Here is a 14,827-nt window from a genome sequence, read left to right on the forward strand (position 1 = left end):
GCTTCCAGCGCTGAGCGCGTCGGGGCGCGGCCGGGCAGGTCGCCCCTTTCCGCTGAGTGTCCGGAACACGCGGATGCGGGGGCGTGGCGTCCGCGTGTCTTGGACACTGAAGTGGCGTGGGGGCGTCGTGGCTCGCGGGGCGCGCCGTACCCCCCCCCCCCCCCCGTTGAGTGTCCAGAACACGCGGATGCGGGGACGTGGCATCCGCGTGTCTTGGACACTGAATTGAGGCGGGGCGGGGTGTCGGCGGGGCGCCGTGCCGCCCGCCCGCCCCGGCGCGGTTGAGTGTCCAGAACACGCGGATGCGGGGGCGTGTCGTCCGCGTGTCTTGGACACTGAAGTGAGGCGGGGACGCTGAACGGACGCGGCGGTGCCTGGAGGGCGGGCAGGGCCCGACGGCGAACCAACGGCGCCGGGTCAGGGCGCGGGAAGGAACGTGTCGAGCTCGTCGGCGATGATCCGATCCACCTCGGCGCGGTCGATCGTCGGGGTGCCGTCGCCGGCTTGGGGGCCGTACGCCCCGAACGAGGCGTGCGACGCACCGGGAATCTCCACGAACACGGCGTCGGAGGGCAGCTCCGTCGCGGCGTCGGCGATCTTCTGCGGCGTTGACAGGCCGTCCTCCGAGCCCGAGAGGCTCAGCACGGGGAGCCCGGATGCCGTGAGGTCTGTCGCGCAGTACGACGCGAACAGCACGAGGGCATCGGCGTCGCTCGCGAGCTGGCACGCGCGAACGCCGCCGAGCGAGTGGCCGCCGACCGCCCAGGACTCCACGGCGGGCGCCAGGTCGGTAAAGGTCGACAGGGGGCGCGGATCGAAGAACGCGAGGTTCAGCCACGGGCGCGTGATCACGACCGTCACGCCATCGTCGACGACGGTGTCCGCGAACGTGGCGACGTATCCGAGCGCGTCGACCTTCGCGCCGGGGATGAACACGAGTCCTCGGCCGGTGTCTCCGTCGGTGGGGGAGAGCACGATGCCCGCGCCGTCCTCGGTGATCGTCATCCCGGGGTTCGCGCGCGCCTCGGCTAGCGGGTCGGGCTCCGCGCGCATGACACCGACCTGGCTGTAGATCAGGATGCCGACGACCGCCAGCACCACGAGAGCACCGAGGCCCCCCAGGATCCAGCGCAGGACACGAAAACGCCGGCGGGGCGCTCGAGGCGCCCCGCCGGCGGACGGTTCGGTGTCAGTCACCTCACGAGCGTAACGCCGCCTGTCGCGCGGCCACGATCTCGACGATCCGCGGGAACAGCGGGTGCTCCGGCTCGAGGTCGGTGACCTCCGCCGTGAAGGCGTGGGCGTCGAGCTCGCCGAGCAGCCGCTGCAGGTCGACGGCCTGGGCGTCCTCGGCATCCTGGAACTCCAGGGCCGCGGCCATCGCTGCGACCAGCGCATCGACGGGGAGACCCCGCTCGATGGCCTCTGCGGCGGGGCCGACGAAACGCTCGTGGCGCGAGAGCTTGCGCAGCGGCTGGCGTCCGACGCGCCACACGGTGTCGGGCAGGGCCGGGTTGCGGAAGCGCTGCAGGATCGTGTCGCGGTACTGCCCCTGCACGTCGGCGTCGAGCTCGTGCTTCCGCACGAGCAGCGCGCTGGTCTCCTGCAGGGCCGCCTCGACCTTCGCGGCGATCGCGGGGTCGGCCAGGGCATCGGAGATCCGCTCGACACCGGCCTGCGCGCCGAAATATGCCGTGGCGGCGTGGCCCGTGTTGACCGTGAACAGCTTTCGCTCGATGTACGGCGTCAGGTCGTCGACGAAGTGGGCGCCCGGAATGTGCGGCGGGGTGTCGCCGAACGGTCCGCGCTCGATGGCCCACTCGTAGAAGGGCTCGACGGTGACGTCGACGCCGCCCTGAGCCTGGGCGGGGACGATGCGATCGACCGCGGTGTTGGCGAACACCGCACGGCCCTCCAGCGCGTCCCACGACTCGCCGGCGAGCTCCACCACGTGCTCGCGCAGCTGGTCGGTCGCGCCGATCGCGTTCTCGCAGGCCATGATCTGCAGCGGCGGCAGCGACGGGTCGCGCAGGGCGAGACCGGCGACGATGTGCGGCGCGACGAACTTCAGGATCGTCGGGCCCACGGCGGTGGTGACCACGTTGGCCGTGGCGATCTCGTCCACCAGGGCCTCGGCATCCGTCGAGCTGTCGATGGCGCGGAAGCCGGTCACCGTCTTGTCGGTGCCGCCCTCGCCGACCTCGTGGACGGTGTACTCGGATGCCGCGTTGATCGCGGCGACGAGCGGAGCCGCGACGTCGGAGAAGACGAGGTCGTACCCGCCCTCGTGCAGGAGCAGTCCGACGAAGCCGCGGCCGATGTTGCCGGCCCCGAAGTGAACGGCCTTCATGCGTTGACGGAGCCCGCGAGGGCCTGGAACAGCTCCTCGGGCGAGGAGGCGGCCTTCAGACGCGCGACGTCGTCCTCCTCGGAGAAGAGGATGGCGATCTGGGAGAGGATCTCGAGGTGCTCGTCGCCCTTGCCGGCGATGCCGATGACGAAGGTCACCGGCTCCCCGCCCCAGTCGACGCCGCCGTCGTATCGCACGACCGAGAGGCCGGAGGCGAGGATGGCCTGCTTGGTCTCGTTCGTGCCGTGGGGAATGGCGAGCTCGTTGCCCATGTAGGTGGACACCGTCTCTTCACGCTGCTGCATGGCGGCGAAGTACTCGCCGGTGACGGAGCCCGTGGCCTCGAGCAGGTCGGCGGCCTCCTTCATGGCCTCCTCGCGCGTGGCGCTGCCGGGGTGGATGCGGACGGATTCGATGCGGAGGACGTCTGACATGGTTCTCGCCTTTCTCGTCGTGCCGTCCAGCCTCGCAGGAAGCGAGCCGGACGGGAAGGCGGAGGGGCCGGAACGAACGCTCCGGCCCCTCCGTGGTAGGGATTTACTTCGCTTCGTGCTGGGCGCGGACCATCTCCACGACCTCGTCGTACTTCGGCGAGTTCATGAAGTTGTCCACCGACACGTGGATCGCGTCGGGGGTCTGCGCCTTGGCGCGGTCGGTGAGCTGGTTCTGCGTGATCACCAGGTCGGATGCCGCCGGGTCGAGGTTGGCGATGGCCTTGTTGACCACCGTGACGTTCTCGATGCCCGCCTTCTTGATCTTGTTGCGCAGGACGCTCGCCCCCATGGCCGACGACCCCATGCCCGCGTCGCACGCGAACACGATGTTGTGGATCGGCTTGTCGGCGGTCGAGACACCTGCGACCTGGTCGGCCGCCGCGGCGGTCGACGCCTGGGCGCCCGCGGTGGGAGCGGTGGCAGCGCCGGCGCCGGCGGCCAGGCCGGACAGGGCCGACGAGCTCTTGCCCTTGTTCAGTTCGGTACGGGCGATGGCCGCGGCCAGCGAGTCGCCGCTCTCGGCTTCGCGCTCCAGGTCACGCTTGCGCGAGGCCAGCAGCAGGAGAGCGGTCACCAGGAACGTGACACCCGCCGACAGCACCACCGAGAGGACGACACCGAGGTAGCTGCCCGGAGCGGTGTTGATGAGCACGGCGAAGATCGAGCCGGGCGAGGCCGGGGCGACGAGGCCGGACTGGAAGATGACGTTCGTCAGCACGCCCGTGGCACCACCGGCGATGAGGCCGAGGATGAGCATGGGCTTGGCCAGCACGTACGGGAAGTACACCTCGTGGATGCCACCGAGGAACTGGATGATGAACGCACCGGGGGCGGTGGCGCGGGCGGCGCCGACGCCGAACACGGCGATCGCCAGCAGCAGGCCGGCACCGGGGCCGGGGTTCGCCTCGACGAGGAAGAGGAGGCTGCGGCCGGTGTCGACGACCTGCTGGGTTCCCAGCGGGGTGAAGACACCGTGGTTGATGGCGTTGTTGAGGAACAGCACCTTGGCCGGTTCGACGATGATGCTCGCCAGCGGGAGAAGTCCGGTCTGGACGAGCCAGCCGACCGCGTTGCCGAGGACCTCGGTCACGAAACGCATGACCGGTGCGAGGAAGAAGAACGCCGCCAGAGCCGAGAAGAAGGCCACGAAACCAGCGGAGAAGTTGTCGACCAGCATCTCGAAGCCGGGCTTGATCTTGCCCTGCCACGGCTTCTCGACGAGCTTGAGGATCAGGGCCGCAAGCGGACCGGCGATCATCGCGCCGAGGAACATGATGGTGCCGTTCGCGCCGACGATCACACCCATCGCGGCGACAGCGCCGACGACGCCACCGCGGTGGCCGTGGACGATTCGACCGCCGGTGAAGGCGATGAGGATCGGGAGCAGGTAGGTGATGATCGGTCCGACCAGACCGGGGAACTCGGTCCCGTCGGGGCCGGTGCCGCCACCGAGGATGTACGAATCGGCCCAGCGCCAGCCCTCGACCGGCGACTCGGAACCGAGCCAGCCGGTGGGGATGAACAGAGCCGTGATGAGGCCCCACGCGATGAAGGCCGCGATGTTGGGCATGACCATGCCCGAGAGGAACGTGCCGAACCGCTGGATGCGGACGCGCACACCTCCCTGCTGCGTGGTCGTCGACGTCGTCGTCATTGCTGTGTCTCCTTGTTGTGGGAATGCGACCGGAGTCGCGGGGATGGGGCGCGGCTCAGGCCGCGGGGGTGGTGGAGGCGGCCTTCGCTGCCTCCCGGGCGGAGGCCGCGTCGTCGGCGGCCAGGGCTGCCTCGGCGATGCGGCGGGCATCGTCGAGAGTGTGGGCGAGAAGTGTGGCGCGCACGTCCGCGAGGGCCGTGGGGGCCATCGACAGCGTGGTCGCCCCGAGGCCGACGAGCACCACGGCCAGCAGCGGGTCGGCGGCGGCCTCCCCGCAGATCCCGACGGGCTTGCCGTTGGCGCGGCCGGCGGCGCCGACCTCGCGGATCAGGCGCAGGACGGCCGGATGCCAGGGGTCCTGGAACGATGCGACCGAGCCGAGCAGCCGGTCGGCGGCCAGGGTGTACTGCGTCAGGTCGTTCGTCCCGATCGAGGCGAAGTCGGCGATCTGGAGGATGCGGTCGGCGAGCAGGGCGGAGGAGGGAACCTCCACCATCACGCCGGTGGTCTTCAGGCCGTACTCCTTCGCCAGCGCGGTGAAGTAGCGGGTCTCCTCCACGGTCGACACCATCGGCGCCATGACCCACAGGTCGGCGGGCCCGGCCTCGGTCTTGCGTGTGGCGGCATCTGCTTCCGCGAGGGCGGTCAGCTGCTCGCGCAGGATGTCCTCGCTCGCGCGCAGCGCACGCAGCCCCCGGAGACCCAGCGCGGGGTTCTCCTCGTGCGCGTCGTTGAGGAACGGCAGCGGCTTGTCGGCGCCGGCGTCGAGGACACGCACGACGACCTTCTTCCCCGGGAAGGCGCTGAGCAGCTCGACGTAGGTGGCGCGCTGCTCCTCGACCGTGGGGGCGGAGCTGGAGCTCAGGAACAGGAACTCGGTGCGGAACAGTCCGACACCCTCGGCTCCGAGCTCCACCGCCTCCGCGGCGCCGCCGGGCTTGCCGAGGTTCGCCAGCAGCGGCACCTTCGTGCCGTCGGCGAGGGCTCCGTCGGTGATGGGGGCCGACGCGGCGGCGGCGCGCGCATCGGCGCGGTTCTTGGCGCGCGCGAGATCATCGTCGCTCGGGTCGACCGTGACGACGCCGGCGGCGGCATCCACGATCACCGTCTGCCCGTCGACCAGATCCTTCGCGCCGCTGGCGCCGACGACGGCGACGATCGACTTCTCGCGCGCGAGGATCGCGGTGTGCGACGTCGGGCCGCCCTCGGTGGTCACGAGCGCGAGCACCTTGTCGAGGTCGAGCAGCGCGGTGTCGGCGGGGGCGAGGTCCTTCGCGACGAGTACGAACGGGTGGCCGGGATCCGGGATGCCGGGGGCAGCGACGCCCCGGAGGCGCGCGATGACGCGCTGAGCGACGTCGTCCAGATCGGCGGCGCGCTCGCCGAGGTATCCGCCGAGGGCGATGAGCTGTTCGCGGAACGAGGCGAAGGCATCGTGGACGGCGAACTCGCCGTTCTTGCCGGCCGCCAGTCGCGCGTCGACCTCGGCTTCGAGGGTGGGGTCTTCGGCGATCATCGCCTGCGCTTCGAGCACGTCGCGCGCCGCGCCGCCCGCCTCGGCACCCCGGGCCTCCAGCTCGCGGGCGACGTGGGCCACGGCCTCGCGTACGCGCGCCGTCTCCTCCTCGACCGACAGCTCGCTGGGGGCGTCCTTCGGCGCGGGCAGGGGTTCCGCCATGCGTGCGATGGGGCCCTGGGCCACACCGAGTCCGATACCGACTCCGCGAAGTTCCGTCATGATTCTGGTGTTTCCTTTACTCGGCGTCGTGGTCGGTGGTCAGCAGCTCGGCGAGACGCTCGAGAGTGGCCTCGGCGGCGTCACCGTCGGCGGTCAGGGTGACGTAGTCGCCCTGCTCGAGCCCGAGAGCGATGATCCCCAGAATGCTCGCCGCGTTCACCGGCGTTCCGGCGTCCTTGGCGATCGTCACCGGGATGCCGGCCTCCTTCGCCGCCTGCGCGAAGAGCTTCGCGGGACGGGCGTGCAGGCCGTGCGACGATCCGATCCGGATCGTCCGGGTGAGCTGGGGCATGGGGTGTTCCTTTCCGGCGGCGGGTCAGACGGTGTCCGCGGATTCCCGCGCGCCCATCGCCTCTTCCACGAGAGCGAGCGTGCGGATACCGGTCAGGTCGGTGAAGACGTCCTCGGGGAGCAGCAGCACACGCACCCCCTCAATCGCGGCATCCTGCTGTATCCGCTCGAGCTCGGGACCGAGGTGCGGGCCGACGAGGACGATGTCGGTCGCGGTGAGGTCGATCGGGAGTGACCGCACGGTCCCCGCCGAGGCGGAGTAGGGGAGGCCGCGATCGTGGGCGGCGCGTTGAATGCGCTGTGCGACGAACGTGCTCGACGCACCCGCGCCGCACACCACGAGGATCCTCATCGACCCGCCTCCTTTCCCTCGATTCTCGGTACACCGTTCACAGCGGACAACCAGGTTCGTTTCCCACCCCCCGGAACGTGGATGCCGCGCTCCCGCGCCGCGGGCGACACCGCGTGGTTGGATGGAGGGAGCGCTGCCATCCGGGGGCGATGCGGAGGACGGATCGTGACGACGAAAGCGCGCCAAGACCGCCTGCTGACCCTGTTGCTGCGAGACGCGGAGTGGTCGACGGCGGCGTCGCTGGCCGACGCGCTGGGCGTGACGCCGCGCAGCATCCGCTCGTACGTCACGGCCGTGAACGCCCGGGTGCCCGGGGGAGCGGCGATCGAGTCCGGACCGCTGGGGTATCGGGCCGGTGCCGACGCGGCGGTGGCGCTGCGCTCCGGTTCGACTCCGGACAGCGGGACGCCGCGTGACCGGCTCCACACGCTCGTGCGGCGACTGCTCGACTCCGCGGACGGCATCGACGTGTTCGAGACCGCCGATTCGCTGCACGTCAGCGCCGCCACGCTCGAAGCCGACCTCGCTCGCGTGCGCGGGCTCCTCGGCGGAACCGAGCTGACCCTCGAGCGCTCGGCATCCACCGCCCGACTGCGCGGGACGGAGGTCGCTCAGCGGCGGCTGCTGTCCAAGCTCGCGCACGACGAAATGGATGCCGGGATGTTCGACCTCGACGCGCTGCGGCGCACGCTCGGGGAGCGTTCCGTGGGGGCGCGCGCGTTCGGGCCCTTCAAGGCGGAGCTGGTCGCCGGTCTCGGCGCGCTCGGGTACTTCGTCAACGAGATCGGCATCGGCGACGTCGTCATGCACATCGCGATCGCCGCCGACCGCGTCACGCGCGACCGCGGTCTCGGGGCGGCGGGAGGCGAGTCGTCCGAGGCCGCCGACGCGGTCGCGAACCTGCTCCACACCCTGACGCTGAAGCACATCGGCGTCCCGCTCGGCGCGGGTGACCTGCGGCACCTCGCCACCCTCGTCCTTACGCGCATCGTGGCCCCCGGCGCGCCCGCGGCCGACGACGTGCGCGCGCGCCTGGACCCGGCGGTCGAAGAGGCCGTGCGCACCGTCGTGGAGTCCGCGGCATCCCAGTTCCTCGTCGACATCGACCACGACGACTTCGTGCTCCGCCTCGCGCTGCACGTCCAGAACCTGCTGCACCGGTCGCGGGAGCAGGCGTGGTCGCGCAACCCGCTGACCCGTTCCCTGAAGTCGACGTATCCGATGATCTTCGAAGTCGCGGTGTACATCGCCAAGGGGCTGCAGGATGCCCTCGGCATCCCGATCCTCGACGACGAGATCGCCTACATCGCGATGCACGTCGGCGGGCGGCTCGAACGCAGCCGCCGCTCCGACCAGCTGCTCACGGCGACCATCGTGTGCCCCGGCTACTACGAGCTGCACGAGCTGCTGCGCTCGAGCGTGGACCGCTCGCTCGGGCAGGCGATCGAAGTCGTCGGTGTCGAGACGCGCATCGACCCGACGTGGGACTCGATCGACACCGACCTCGTCCTGACCACGATCGATCCGCCGCGCCCCGGCGACCGGTTCGTGCGCATCCAGCCGTTCCTCACCGACGCCGACGTCGAGCGCGTACAGGCCGCGGCGTCCCGAGTACGCCGCGGGCGGCGTCTCGCGCGTCTGCGGGCCGAGCTCGAACGCTACTTCTCGCCCGACGCCTTCGTTCGCGGACTGGATGCCGAGGGCGGCGAGGCCGGTGTCATCCGCCAGCTGGGGGGAATGCTGGTCGACGAGGGGGTCATCGACGACGACTACGTCGCGCGCGCGGTCGAGCGGGAGGCGATCTCGTCCACGGCGTTCACCGATGCGCTCGCGGTGCCGCACGCGATGGGCATGACCGCGACGCAGACCCGCATCGCGATCGGCATCGCCGACCCCTCGATCGCGTGGGGCGAGGGGCGGGTGCAGGTGGTGGCACTCGTGGCGTTCTCCGAGACCGACCGCGAGGCGTTCCAGACCGTGTTCGAGCAGTTCGTCGAGGTGTTCAGCGAGCGCGACAGCGTGCAGCGGATCGTGCGCCGCGCGACCGACTTCCCGGCATTCCTCGACGAGCTGGTCGCGGTGATCGACGGCTGATCCCGCGCTGAGCGGCATCCCTCACGCGTGTCGGGCGCAAGGGGTGCAGCGCCGGGGCAGGCTCCGTCGGTCTGGGGCGCGGGGTGTGCAGTGGGGCGGTTCTTGTGCGCCCCGGTGCACGGATGGCGCCCCGGTGCGTGGGCTGGACGGATGCCGCCCCGGTGGTCGGCGTGTGGGGGCGGGGTTGTGGGGCGCGGGGTGTGCAGTGGGGCGCGGGGTGTGCAGTGGAGCGGTTCTTGTGCGCCCCGGTGCACGGATGGCGCCCCGGCGCGTGGGCTGGACGCATGGCGCCCCGGTGCGTGGGCTGGACGGATGCCGCCCCGGTGCACGCATCGCGCCCCGGTGCGGACGTCATGCGGGCGTGATGCCGAAGGCGGAGAGGCGGCGCCCCAGCGTCGCAGCGTCGGTGAGGTGCTCCCACCCCCACCGCGCGAACCGCCGTTGCGTGGTACCTCGAATCCAATCCTCACGGCGCTTCTCTTCCTCGAGGACGCTCTGCGGATCCCTGCCCGCGCTCGCGGCGAGTCGTCGATACTTCACCATCCCGTCGAACTCACCCCACGCTCCGACGTCGTCGAGCCCGAAGTCGATCCAGTACGTGCTGCCGCGAGGGCCGGCGACGGGGACTTGCAGGGAGGGCGGGGCGAACCCCAGGTCCAGCAGCCGTAAACGGCTCACACTCTCGCCGGGGAGCTGCGCCCGCCCGTCCCCGAGTGTCAGCGCCCGTTCCGCCGCCCGGCGTCCACGGGTGGCTGATTGCGTCCAGTTCATCGCTTCCTCGCGGAACCGGTCGGCCTCGTCGAAGTCGTAGCCTCCCGGAGGGGTGAACGCGCGCTCCCGGAGGGCGGCATCCACGACGGTCACCGCCACATCGCGCGACTCCATCCGGGCGACATCGGCGACGGTCCGGACGAGGGGTGTGCATCGGAGGCCGTCGAGCTCTACGTAATGCGGGTCGCGCGCGAGGTCCCGATGACGTACGACGCCCCGTGCGCCGCTCGGCCGGGAGTCCGGGGAGAGCACGTGCAGCAGGCCGTCGTCGCGGAGGCAGGGAAGCCCCTGGATCGCAGCGGCGGTCATTCCGCAGAAGATCGGACGGTTCGCGCTCACCAGTACGAGCGCCCGTGCACGCAGAGCGATCCTCTGCTCGGGCAGGAGGCTCTCGACGTCCGCACCGCGGGCGTAGACACCCGGCCGGACGGGGCGGAGATACCCGTTCTCCACCTCGGAACGGATTCGGCGGGAGTGCCAGCCGTGTTCTGCGAGCTGCGAACGCCGGATCAGGGGGACGGTAGCGATGGTCATCGCCCCACTGTGTCCGGAACGTCCCCGCCCCGGGGGCCCATCCCCGCCCTCGTGTGGATGGCATCCCGATGTATCACCCCGGGGAGGAACGTCGGCTTTTCCGGCAGCGGGGCGGTCTTTGTGCAGTGGGGCGGCCAATGACCGCCCCACTGCACAAAACGCGCCCCGAACCGAAAGAGCGCGGCGCCCGCGTCAGCGCAGCGACACGAGCAGCGCCTCGGCGCCGGCACGCAGCGCGTCGAGGCGGCGACGGGCCTTCTTCGCCGAGGAGCCGCGCACGTCGAGGTACAGCTTCAGCTTCGGCTCCGTGCCGCTCGGACGCACGATCAGGCGCGACCCGTCCGCGAGCCAGATGCGCAGCACATCGCCCGGGGGCAGGCCGTCCACGCCCTGGAGCAGGTCGTCGATCCGCTCGACCGCGACCTCGCCCACCGCCGACGGCGGCTGCGCGCGAAGGGATGCCATGATCGCGCCGATCTCGCTCAGGTCGGTCACGCGCACCGAGATCTGATCGCTCGCGAACGCGCCGAACGTGTCGCGGAACTCCTGCAGCAGATCGCTGACGGTGCGGCCCTCGGCGCGCGCCGCGGCGACGAGCCCGAGGAATGCCACGGCGGCGGAGATGCCGTCCTTATCGCGCACGGTGTCGGGGTTGACGAGGTAGCCGAGGGCCTCCTCGAAGCCGTAGACGAGTCCGGGTGCACGCGAGATCCACTTGAAGCCCGTAAGGGTCGCCCGGAAGTCGAGACCGTAATGCTCGGCGACGACCTGCAGCCCGGGCGACGACACGAGCGAGCAGGCGAGGGATCCTGTGGATGCCGAGCGGGCGGCGCGCCATCCCAGCAGCAGGCCGATCTCGTTGCCGGTCAGGCGACGCCAGCCGCCCTCCGCCTCGGCATCCGGGATCGCGACCGCCAGGCGGTCGGCGTCCGGGTCGTTGGCGATGACGAGCTCGGCGTCGACGGCGCGGGCCGTCTCGAACGCCAGGTCCATCGCCCCCGGCTCCTCGGGGTTGGGGAACGCCACGGTCGGGAACCGTCCGTCGGGGTGGATCTGCGCCGCGACGACGGTCGGCTCGGGGTACCCGGCCTCGGCGAGGACGCGCGCGACCGTCTCCCACCCGACGCCGTGCATCGCGGTGTAGACCCACCGCAGACCCTCCGCGCCGGCCGGGGCGGGCGCAACGGCGGCGGTCGCGGCGATGTAGGCCTCGACGAGCGACTCCGGCGCGTTCTCATATCCGACCGAGCGGGGCAGGATCGTCACGTCGCCGTTATCGGCCACGCGCTGGATGTGCGCGGCGATCTCGGCATCGGCGGGCGAAACGATCTGCGCGCCGTCGTCCGCGCCGCCGAGGTAGACCTTGTAGCCGTTGTCGTCGGGCGGGTTGTGGCTGGCGGTGACCATGACGCCCGCGTCGGCGCCGAGGTGCCGCACCGCGAAGGCCAGCACGGGCGTGGGCAGCATCCGCGGCAGCAGGATCGCCCGCAGCCCCGCGCCGGCGAAGATCTCCACCGAGTCGCGGGCGAACACGTCGGAGTTGCGACGCCCGTCGTATCCGACGACGACGGTCGGGGTCGCGTCCCCGGCCCGCTCGGCCAGGTAGGCCGCGAAGCCCGCCGCCGCCTGCGCGACGAGCACCCGGTTCATGCGGTTCGGCCCGGCGCCGAGCGTGCCGCGCAGTCCCGCGGTGCCGAAGGCGAGGCGGGAGGAGAAACGGTCCTCGAGGTCGGCGGCCGCCTCGGCATCCCCCTGTTCCACGCGAGACAGCAGCTCCGTCAGCTCCTCGCGCGTGGTGGCATCCGGATCCTGGGCGAGCCACGCGCGGCCCGCCGCGACGAAGGCGTTCACAGCGCGCCGATCACGCGAGCCAGCAGCGAAGAGATCACCGGCTCGGCCTCGCGCCCGGCCTCGAGGACCTCTTCGTGGCTGAGCGGTGTCTTCTGGATGCCGGCGGCCAGGTTCGTGATGAGCGAGAAGCCCAGGATCTCCATGCCGGCCTGCCGCGCGGCGATCGCCTCTAGCGCCGTCGACATCCCGACGATGTGGCCGCCGATGGTCTTGGCCATCTGCACTTCGGCGGGAGTCTCGTAGTGCGGACCGCGGAACTGGGTGTAGACGCCTTCGTCGAGTGTGGGGTCGATCGTCCGTGCCAGGTCGCGCAGGCGCTGCGAGTACAGGTCGGTGAGGTCGATGAAGGTCGCTCCCTCGAGCGGGGAGTCGGCGGTGAGGTTGATGTGGTCGCTGATGAGGACGGGCTGGCCGGGCTTCCACGTCTCACGGATGCCGCCCGCGCCGTTGGTGAGGATCATCGTGGTCGCGCCCGTGGCGGCGGCGGTGCGGACGCTGTGGACGACACGGCGCACGCCGTGGCCCTCGTAGTAGTGGGTCCGCGCGCCGATGACGAGGACGTTCTTGCCGCCGGGGGTCCGGACACTGCGGAGCGTTCCGACGTGTCCCTCGAGCGCGGGCTTGCTGAAGCCGGTGACCTCGGTCGCGGGGAACGACGCGGTCTCCTCGCCAATGAGCTCGGCGGCGCGGCCCCAGCCGCTGCCGAGGGTGACCGCGATGTCGTGACGCTCGACGCCGGAGAGGCGTGCAATGTCGGCGGCCGCCGCCGCGGCGATCTCGAACGGGTCCGCCGCCGGATCGTCGAGCGGGTGAAGGTTGCTGTGTGCCATGGACCCACTCTAGAAAGCCGTGGCATCCGGGGCCAGGCGGCCGGGCCGCGCGTCGCACTAGGGAAGAATGGATGCCATGGTGCAGAGCTTCGAGCGCAAGCAGTCCGTCGCGATCGTCGGCGGTGGCCCCGGCGGCTACGAAGCGGCTCTGTCGGCCGCCCAGCTGGGTGCCGATGTGACCCTGGTCGAGCGGGCGGGGGTGGGCGGTTCCGCCGTCATCACCGACGTCGTGCCCTCGAAGACCCTCATCGCCACGGCCGACGCCGCGGTGGCCATCCGCAACGCCAGCGAGCTCGGGGTGCAGCTGTTCGCCAAGGACGACCGCGGCAAGCCTCTGACCCCCGAGGTGGCGATCAACCTCGCCGCCGTGAACCAGCGGTTGCTCTCCCTCGCCCGTCAGCAGTCCGACGACATGCGGTCGTCGCTGCTCGAGGCCGGCGTGCGCATCATCTCCGGCCACGGACGCCTCGACGGATCCGGTGCCGTCGTCGTCTCCACCGAGGCCGGCGGCACGGACTTCGACCGCATCGAGGCCGAGACGCTCGTCGTGTCGGTCGGCGCATCGCCGCGGGAGCTGCCCTCTGCCCGGCCGGACGGCGAACGCATCCTCACCTGGACGCAGCTGTACAACATGAAGTCGGTGCCGCAGCACCTCATCGTGGTCGGCTCGGGGGTCACGGGCGCGGAGTTCGCCTCCGCCTACATGAACCTCGGCGCCACGGTGACGCTCGTGTCCAGTCGCGACCAGGTGCTCCCGGGAGAGGACCAGGATGCCGCGGCGGTGCTCGAGCGCGTCTTCGAGCGCGGCGGCATGACACTGCTGGCGAAGGCACGCGCCGAGTCGGTGGTGAACACCGGTGACGGTGTCACGGTGACCCTCGCCGACGGCCGCACCATCGAGGGCAGCCACTGCCTCATGGCCGTCGGGTCCATTCCCAACACCGCGGGGATCGGCCTGGAGCAGGCCGGGGTGCAGATGACGCCGTCCGGTCACATCCGCGTCAACCGCGTCGCGCGCACGTCGGTGCCGAACATCTACGCCGCGGGCGATTGCACCAACTTCTTCCCGTTGGCATCCGTGGCATCCATGCAGGGTCGCCAGGCGGTGTTCCACGCGCTGGGCGACATCGTGATCCCGCTCGAGACGCGGCGCATCACCGCGAACATCTTCACCGCCCCCGAGATCGCGACGGTGGGCTTCAGCGAACAGGACGTCATCGACGGCCGAATCGCGGGCGTCGTGAAAAAGCTGCCGCTGTCGGCGAACCCGCGCGCGAAGATGCAGGGCATCACCGACGGCTTCGTGAAGATCATCGCGCGGCAGGGAAGCGGCACCGTCATGGGCGGTGTCATCGTCGCGCCGCGGGCCTCGGAGCTGATCTACCCGATCGCGATCGCGGTCGAGCGCCGCCTGACCGTCGACCAGGTCGCCCGCGTCTTCGCGGTCTACCCGTCGCTCACGTCGAGCATCACCGACGCCGCCCGGGCGATGCACATCGTCGATCGCGACGATCCCGGCGAGGACTGACCGGACGGATGCCGCGGCGTCCGTGCTTCACCCGCCGGGGCGTTGCGCGAGCGCTTGCCGTGCGTGGTTGGTGTTGCGTGAGCGCTTGCCGTGCGTGGTCGGTGTTGCGTGAGCGCTTGCCGTGCGTGGTCGGTGTTGCGTGAGCGCTTGGCGTGCGTGGTTGGAGCTGCATAAACGCTTTTCGCGCGCATAAACGCGGTGTCCGCGCGTTTCTGCGCGCGGAATGCGTTTATGCGTGAACCCACCACCGGCCCGCGGCGCTCCGCCCCGCGGCGCCCCAGGCCCGCGGCACCCGCGCCCGGCCGCCGGCACACGCGCCCGCTCCGCTACCGGCCCGCGG

At 71.2% G+C, this 14,827-nt stretch carries 12 protein-coding genes; 2 read left to right on the forward strand and 10 right to left on the reverse strand.

Features of this window, described 5'->3' with window-relative positions:
• Nucleotides 1-417: 417 nt before the first annotated feature.
• The 7 genes from P5G46_RS15205 to P5G46_RS15235 all read right to left on the reverse strand — a co-directional run bounded on the left by P5G46_RS15205 (nt 418) and on the right by P5G46_RS15235 (nt 6,879).
• Nucleotides 418-1,197 (reverse strand): alpha/beta hydrolase, encoded by a 780-nt coding sequence (locus tag P5G46_RS15205; protein WP_408905984.1) that lies wholly within the window; start codon nt 1,195-1,197, stop codon nt 418-420.
• Nucleotide 1,198: 1 nt separating this feature from the next.
• Nucleotides 1,199-2,350 carry a mannitol-1-phosphate 5-dehydrogenase gene (locus tag P5G46_RS15210; protein WP_408905985.1) on the reverse strand — a complete coding sequence of 384 codons (1,152 nt, stop codon included), beginning with the start codon at nt 2,348-2,350 and terminating at the stop codon, nt 1,199-1,201.
• On the reverse strand, nt 2,347-2,784 hold the full coding sequence (locus P5G46_RS15215; RefSeq protein ID WP_239274979.1) for a PTS mannitol transporter subunit IIA: 438 nt from the start codon (nt 2,782-2,784) through the stop codon (nt 2,347-2,349). The genes P5G46_RS15210 and P5G46_RS15215 overlap by 4 nt, the downstream gene beginning before the upstream one ends.
• 103 nt (nt 2,785-2,887) lie before the next feature.
• Nucleotides 2,888-4,498 carry a PTS mannitol transporter subunit IIBC gene (locus P5G46_RS15220; RefSeq protein WP_239274980.1) on the reverse strand — a complete coding sequence of 537 codons (1,611 nt, stop codon included), beginning with the start codon at nt 4,496-4,498 and terminating at the stop codon, nt 2,888-2,890.
• Nucleotides 4,499-4,553: 55 nt separating this feature from the next.
• Nucleotides 4,554-6,236 carry a phosphoenolpyruvate--protein phosphotransferase gene (ptsP, locus tag P5G46_RS15225; protein WP_239274981.1) on the reverse strand — a complete coding sequence of 561 codons (1,683 nt, stop codon included), beginning with the start codon at nt 6,234-6,236 and terminating at the stop codon, nt 4,554-4,556.
• A gap of 16 nt (nt 6,237-6,252) precedes the next feature.
• Nucleotides 6,253-6,528, reverse strand: coding sequence for an HPr family phosphocarrier protein (locus P5G46_RS15230; protein ID WP_239274982.1), 276 nt, complete (start codon nt 6,526-6,528; stop codon nt 6,253-6,255).
• A gap of 24 nt (nt 6,529-6,552) precedes the next feature.
• Nucleotides 6,553-6,879: a PTS sugar transporter subunit IIB gene (locus P5G46_RS15235; RefSeq protein WP_239274983.1), complete on the reverse strand. Its 327-nt coding sequence runs from the start codon at nt 6,877-6,879 to the stop codon at nt 6,553-6,555.
• Between the two features lie 165 nt (nt 6,880-7,044).
• Between P5G46_RS15235 and P5G46_RS15240 the strand changes: the two genes are divergently transcribed.
• On the forward strand, nt 7,045-8,973 hold the full coding sequence (locus P5G46_RS15240) for a BglG family transcription antiterminator (protein ID WP_408905986.1): 1,929 nt from the start codon (nt 7,045-7,047) through the stop codon (nt 8,971-8,973).
• Nucleotides 8,974-9,324: 351 nt separating this feature from the next.
• Here the strand turns inward: P5G46_RS15240 and P5G46_RS15245 are convergent, their stop codons facing one another.
• The 3 genes from P5G46_RS15245 to P5G46_RS15255 all read right to left on the reverse strand — a co-directional run bounded on the left by P5G46_RS15245 (nt 9,325) and on the right by P5G46_RS15255 (nt 12,959).
• Nucleotides 9,325-10,278: a hypothetical protein gene (locus P5G46_RS15245; RefSeq protein WP_408905987.1), complete on the reverse strand. Its 954-nt coding sequence runs from the start codon at nt 10,276-10,278 to the stop codon at nt 9,325-9,327.
• Nucleotides 10,279-10,470: 192 nt separating this feature from the next.
• Nucleotides 10,471-12,129 (reverse strand): phospho-sugar mutase, encoded by a 1,659-nt coding sequence (locus tag P5G46_RS15250; protein WP_408905988.1) that lies wholly within the window; start codon nt 12,127-12,129, stop codon nt 10,471-10,473.
• On the reverse strand, nt 12,126-12,959 hold the full coding sequence (locus P5G46_RS15255; RefSeq protein WP_239274987.1) for a purine-nucleoside phosphorylase: 834 nt from the start codon (nt 12,957-12,959) through the stop codon (nt 12,126-12,128). Before P5G46_RS15255 ends, P5G46_RS15250 begins: the two co-directional genes overlap by 4 nt.
• A gap of 67 nt (nt 12,960-13,026) precedes the next feature.
• Here P5G46_RS15255 and P5G46_RS15260 point away from each other — a divergent pair, with 67 nt between their 5' ends.
• Nucleotides 13,027-14,487: an NAD(P)H-quinone dehydrogenase gene (locus P5G46_RS15260; protein ID WP_239274988.1), complete on the forward strand. Its 1,461-nt coding sequence runs from the start codon at nt 13,027-13,029 to the stop codon at nt 14,485-14,487.
• Nucleotides 14,488-14,827 lie beyond the last annotated feature (340 nt).

Source organism: Microbacterium mcarthurae, from assembly GCF_046064585.1.
GTDB lineage: Bacteria > Actinomycetota > Actinomycetes > Actinomycetales > Microbacteriaceae > Microbacterium > Microbacterium mcarthurae.

Excerpts from the sequence above, each read along its gene's own strand:
- P5G46_RS15210 (WP_408905985.1), bottom strand. The coding sequence starts at position 2,350 with ATGAAGGCCGTTCACTTCGGGGCCGGCAACATCGGCCGCGGCTTCGTC.
- P5G46_RS15215 (WP_239274979.1), bottom strand. The coding sequence starts at position 2,784 with ATGTCAGACGTCCTCCGCATCGAATCCGTCCGCATCCACCCCGGCAGC.
- P5G46_RS15220 (WP_239274980.1), bottom strand. The coding sequence starts at position 4,498 with ATGACGACGACGTCGACGACCACGCAGCAGGGAGGTGTGCGCGTCCGC.
- ptsP (WP_239274981.1), bottom strand. The coding sequence starts at position 6,236 with ATGACGGAACTTCGCGGAGTCGGTATCGGACTCGGTGTGGCCCAGGGC.
- P5G46_RS15230 (WP_239274982.1), bottom strand. The coding sequence starts at position 6,528 with ATGCCCCAGCTCACCCGGACGATCCGGATCGGATCGTCGCACGGCCTG.
- P5G46_RS15235 (WP_239274983.1), bottom strand. The coding sequence starts at position 6,879 with ATGAGGATCCTCGTGGTGTGCGGCGCGGGTGCGTCGAGCACGTTCGTC.
- P5G46_RS15245 (WP_408905987.1), bottom strand. The coding sequence starts at position 10,278 with ATGACCATCGCTACCGTCCCCCTGATCCGGCGTTCGCAGCTCGCAGAA.
- P5G46_RS15255 (WP_239274987.1), bottom strand. The coding sequence starts at position 12,959 with ATGGCACACAGCAACCTTCACCCGCTCGACGATCCGGCGGCGGACCCG.
- P5G46_RS15260 (WP_239274988.1), top strand. The coding sequence starts at position 13,027 with ATGGATGCCATGGTGCAGAGCTTCGAGCGCAAGCAGTCCGTCGCGATC.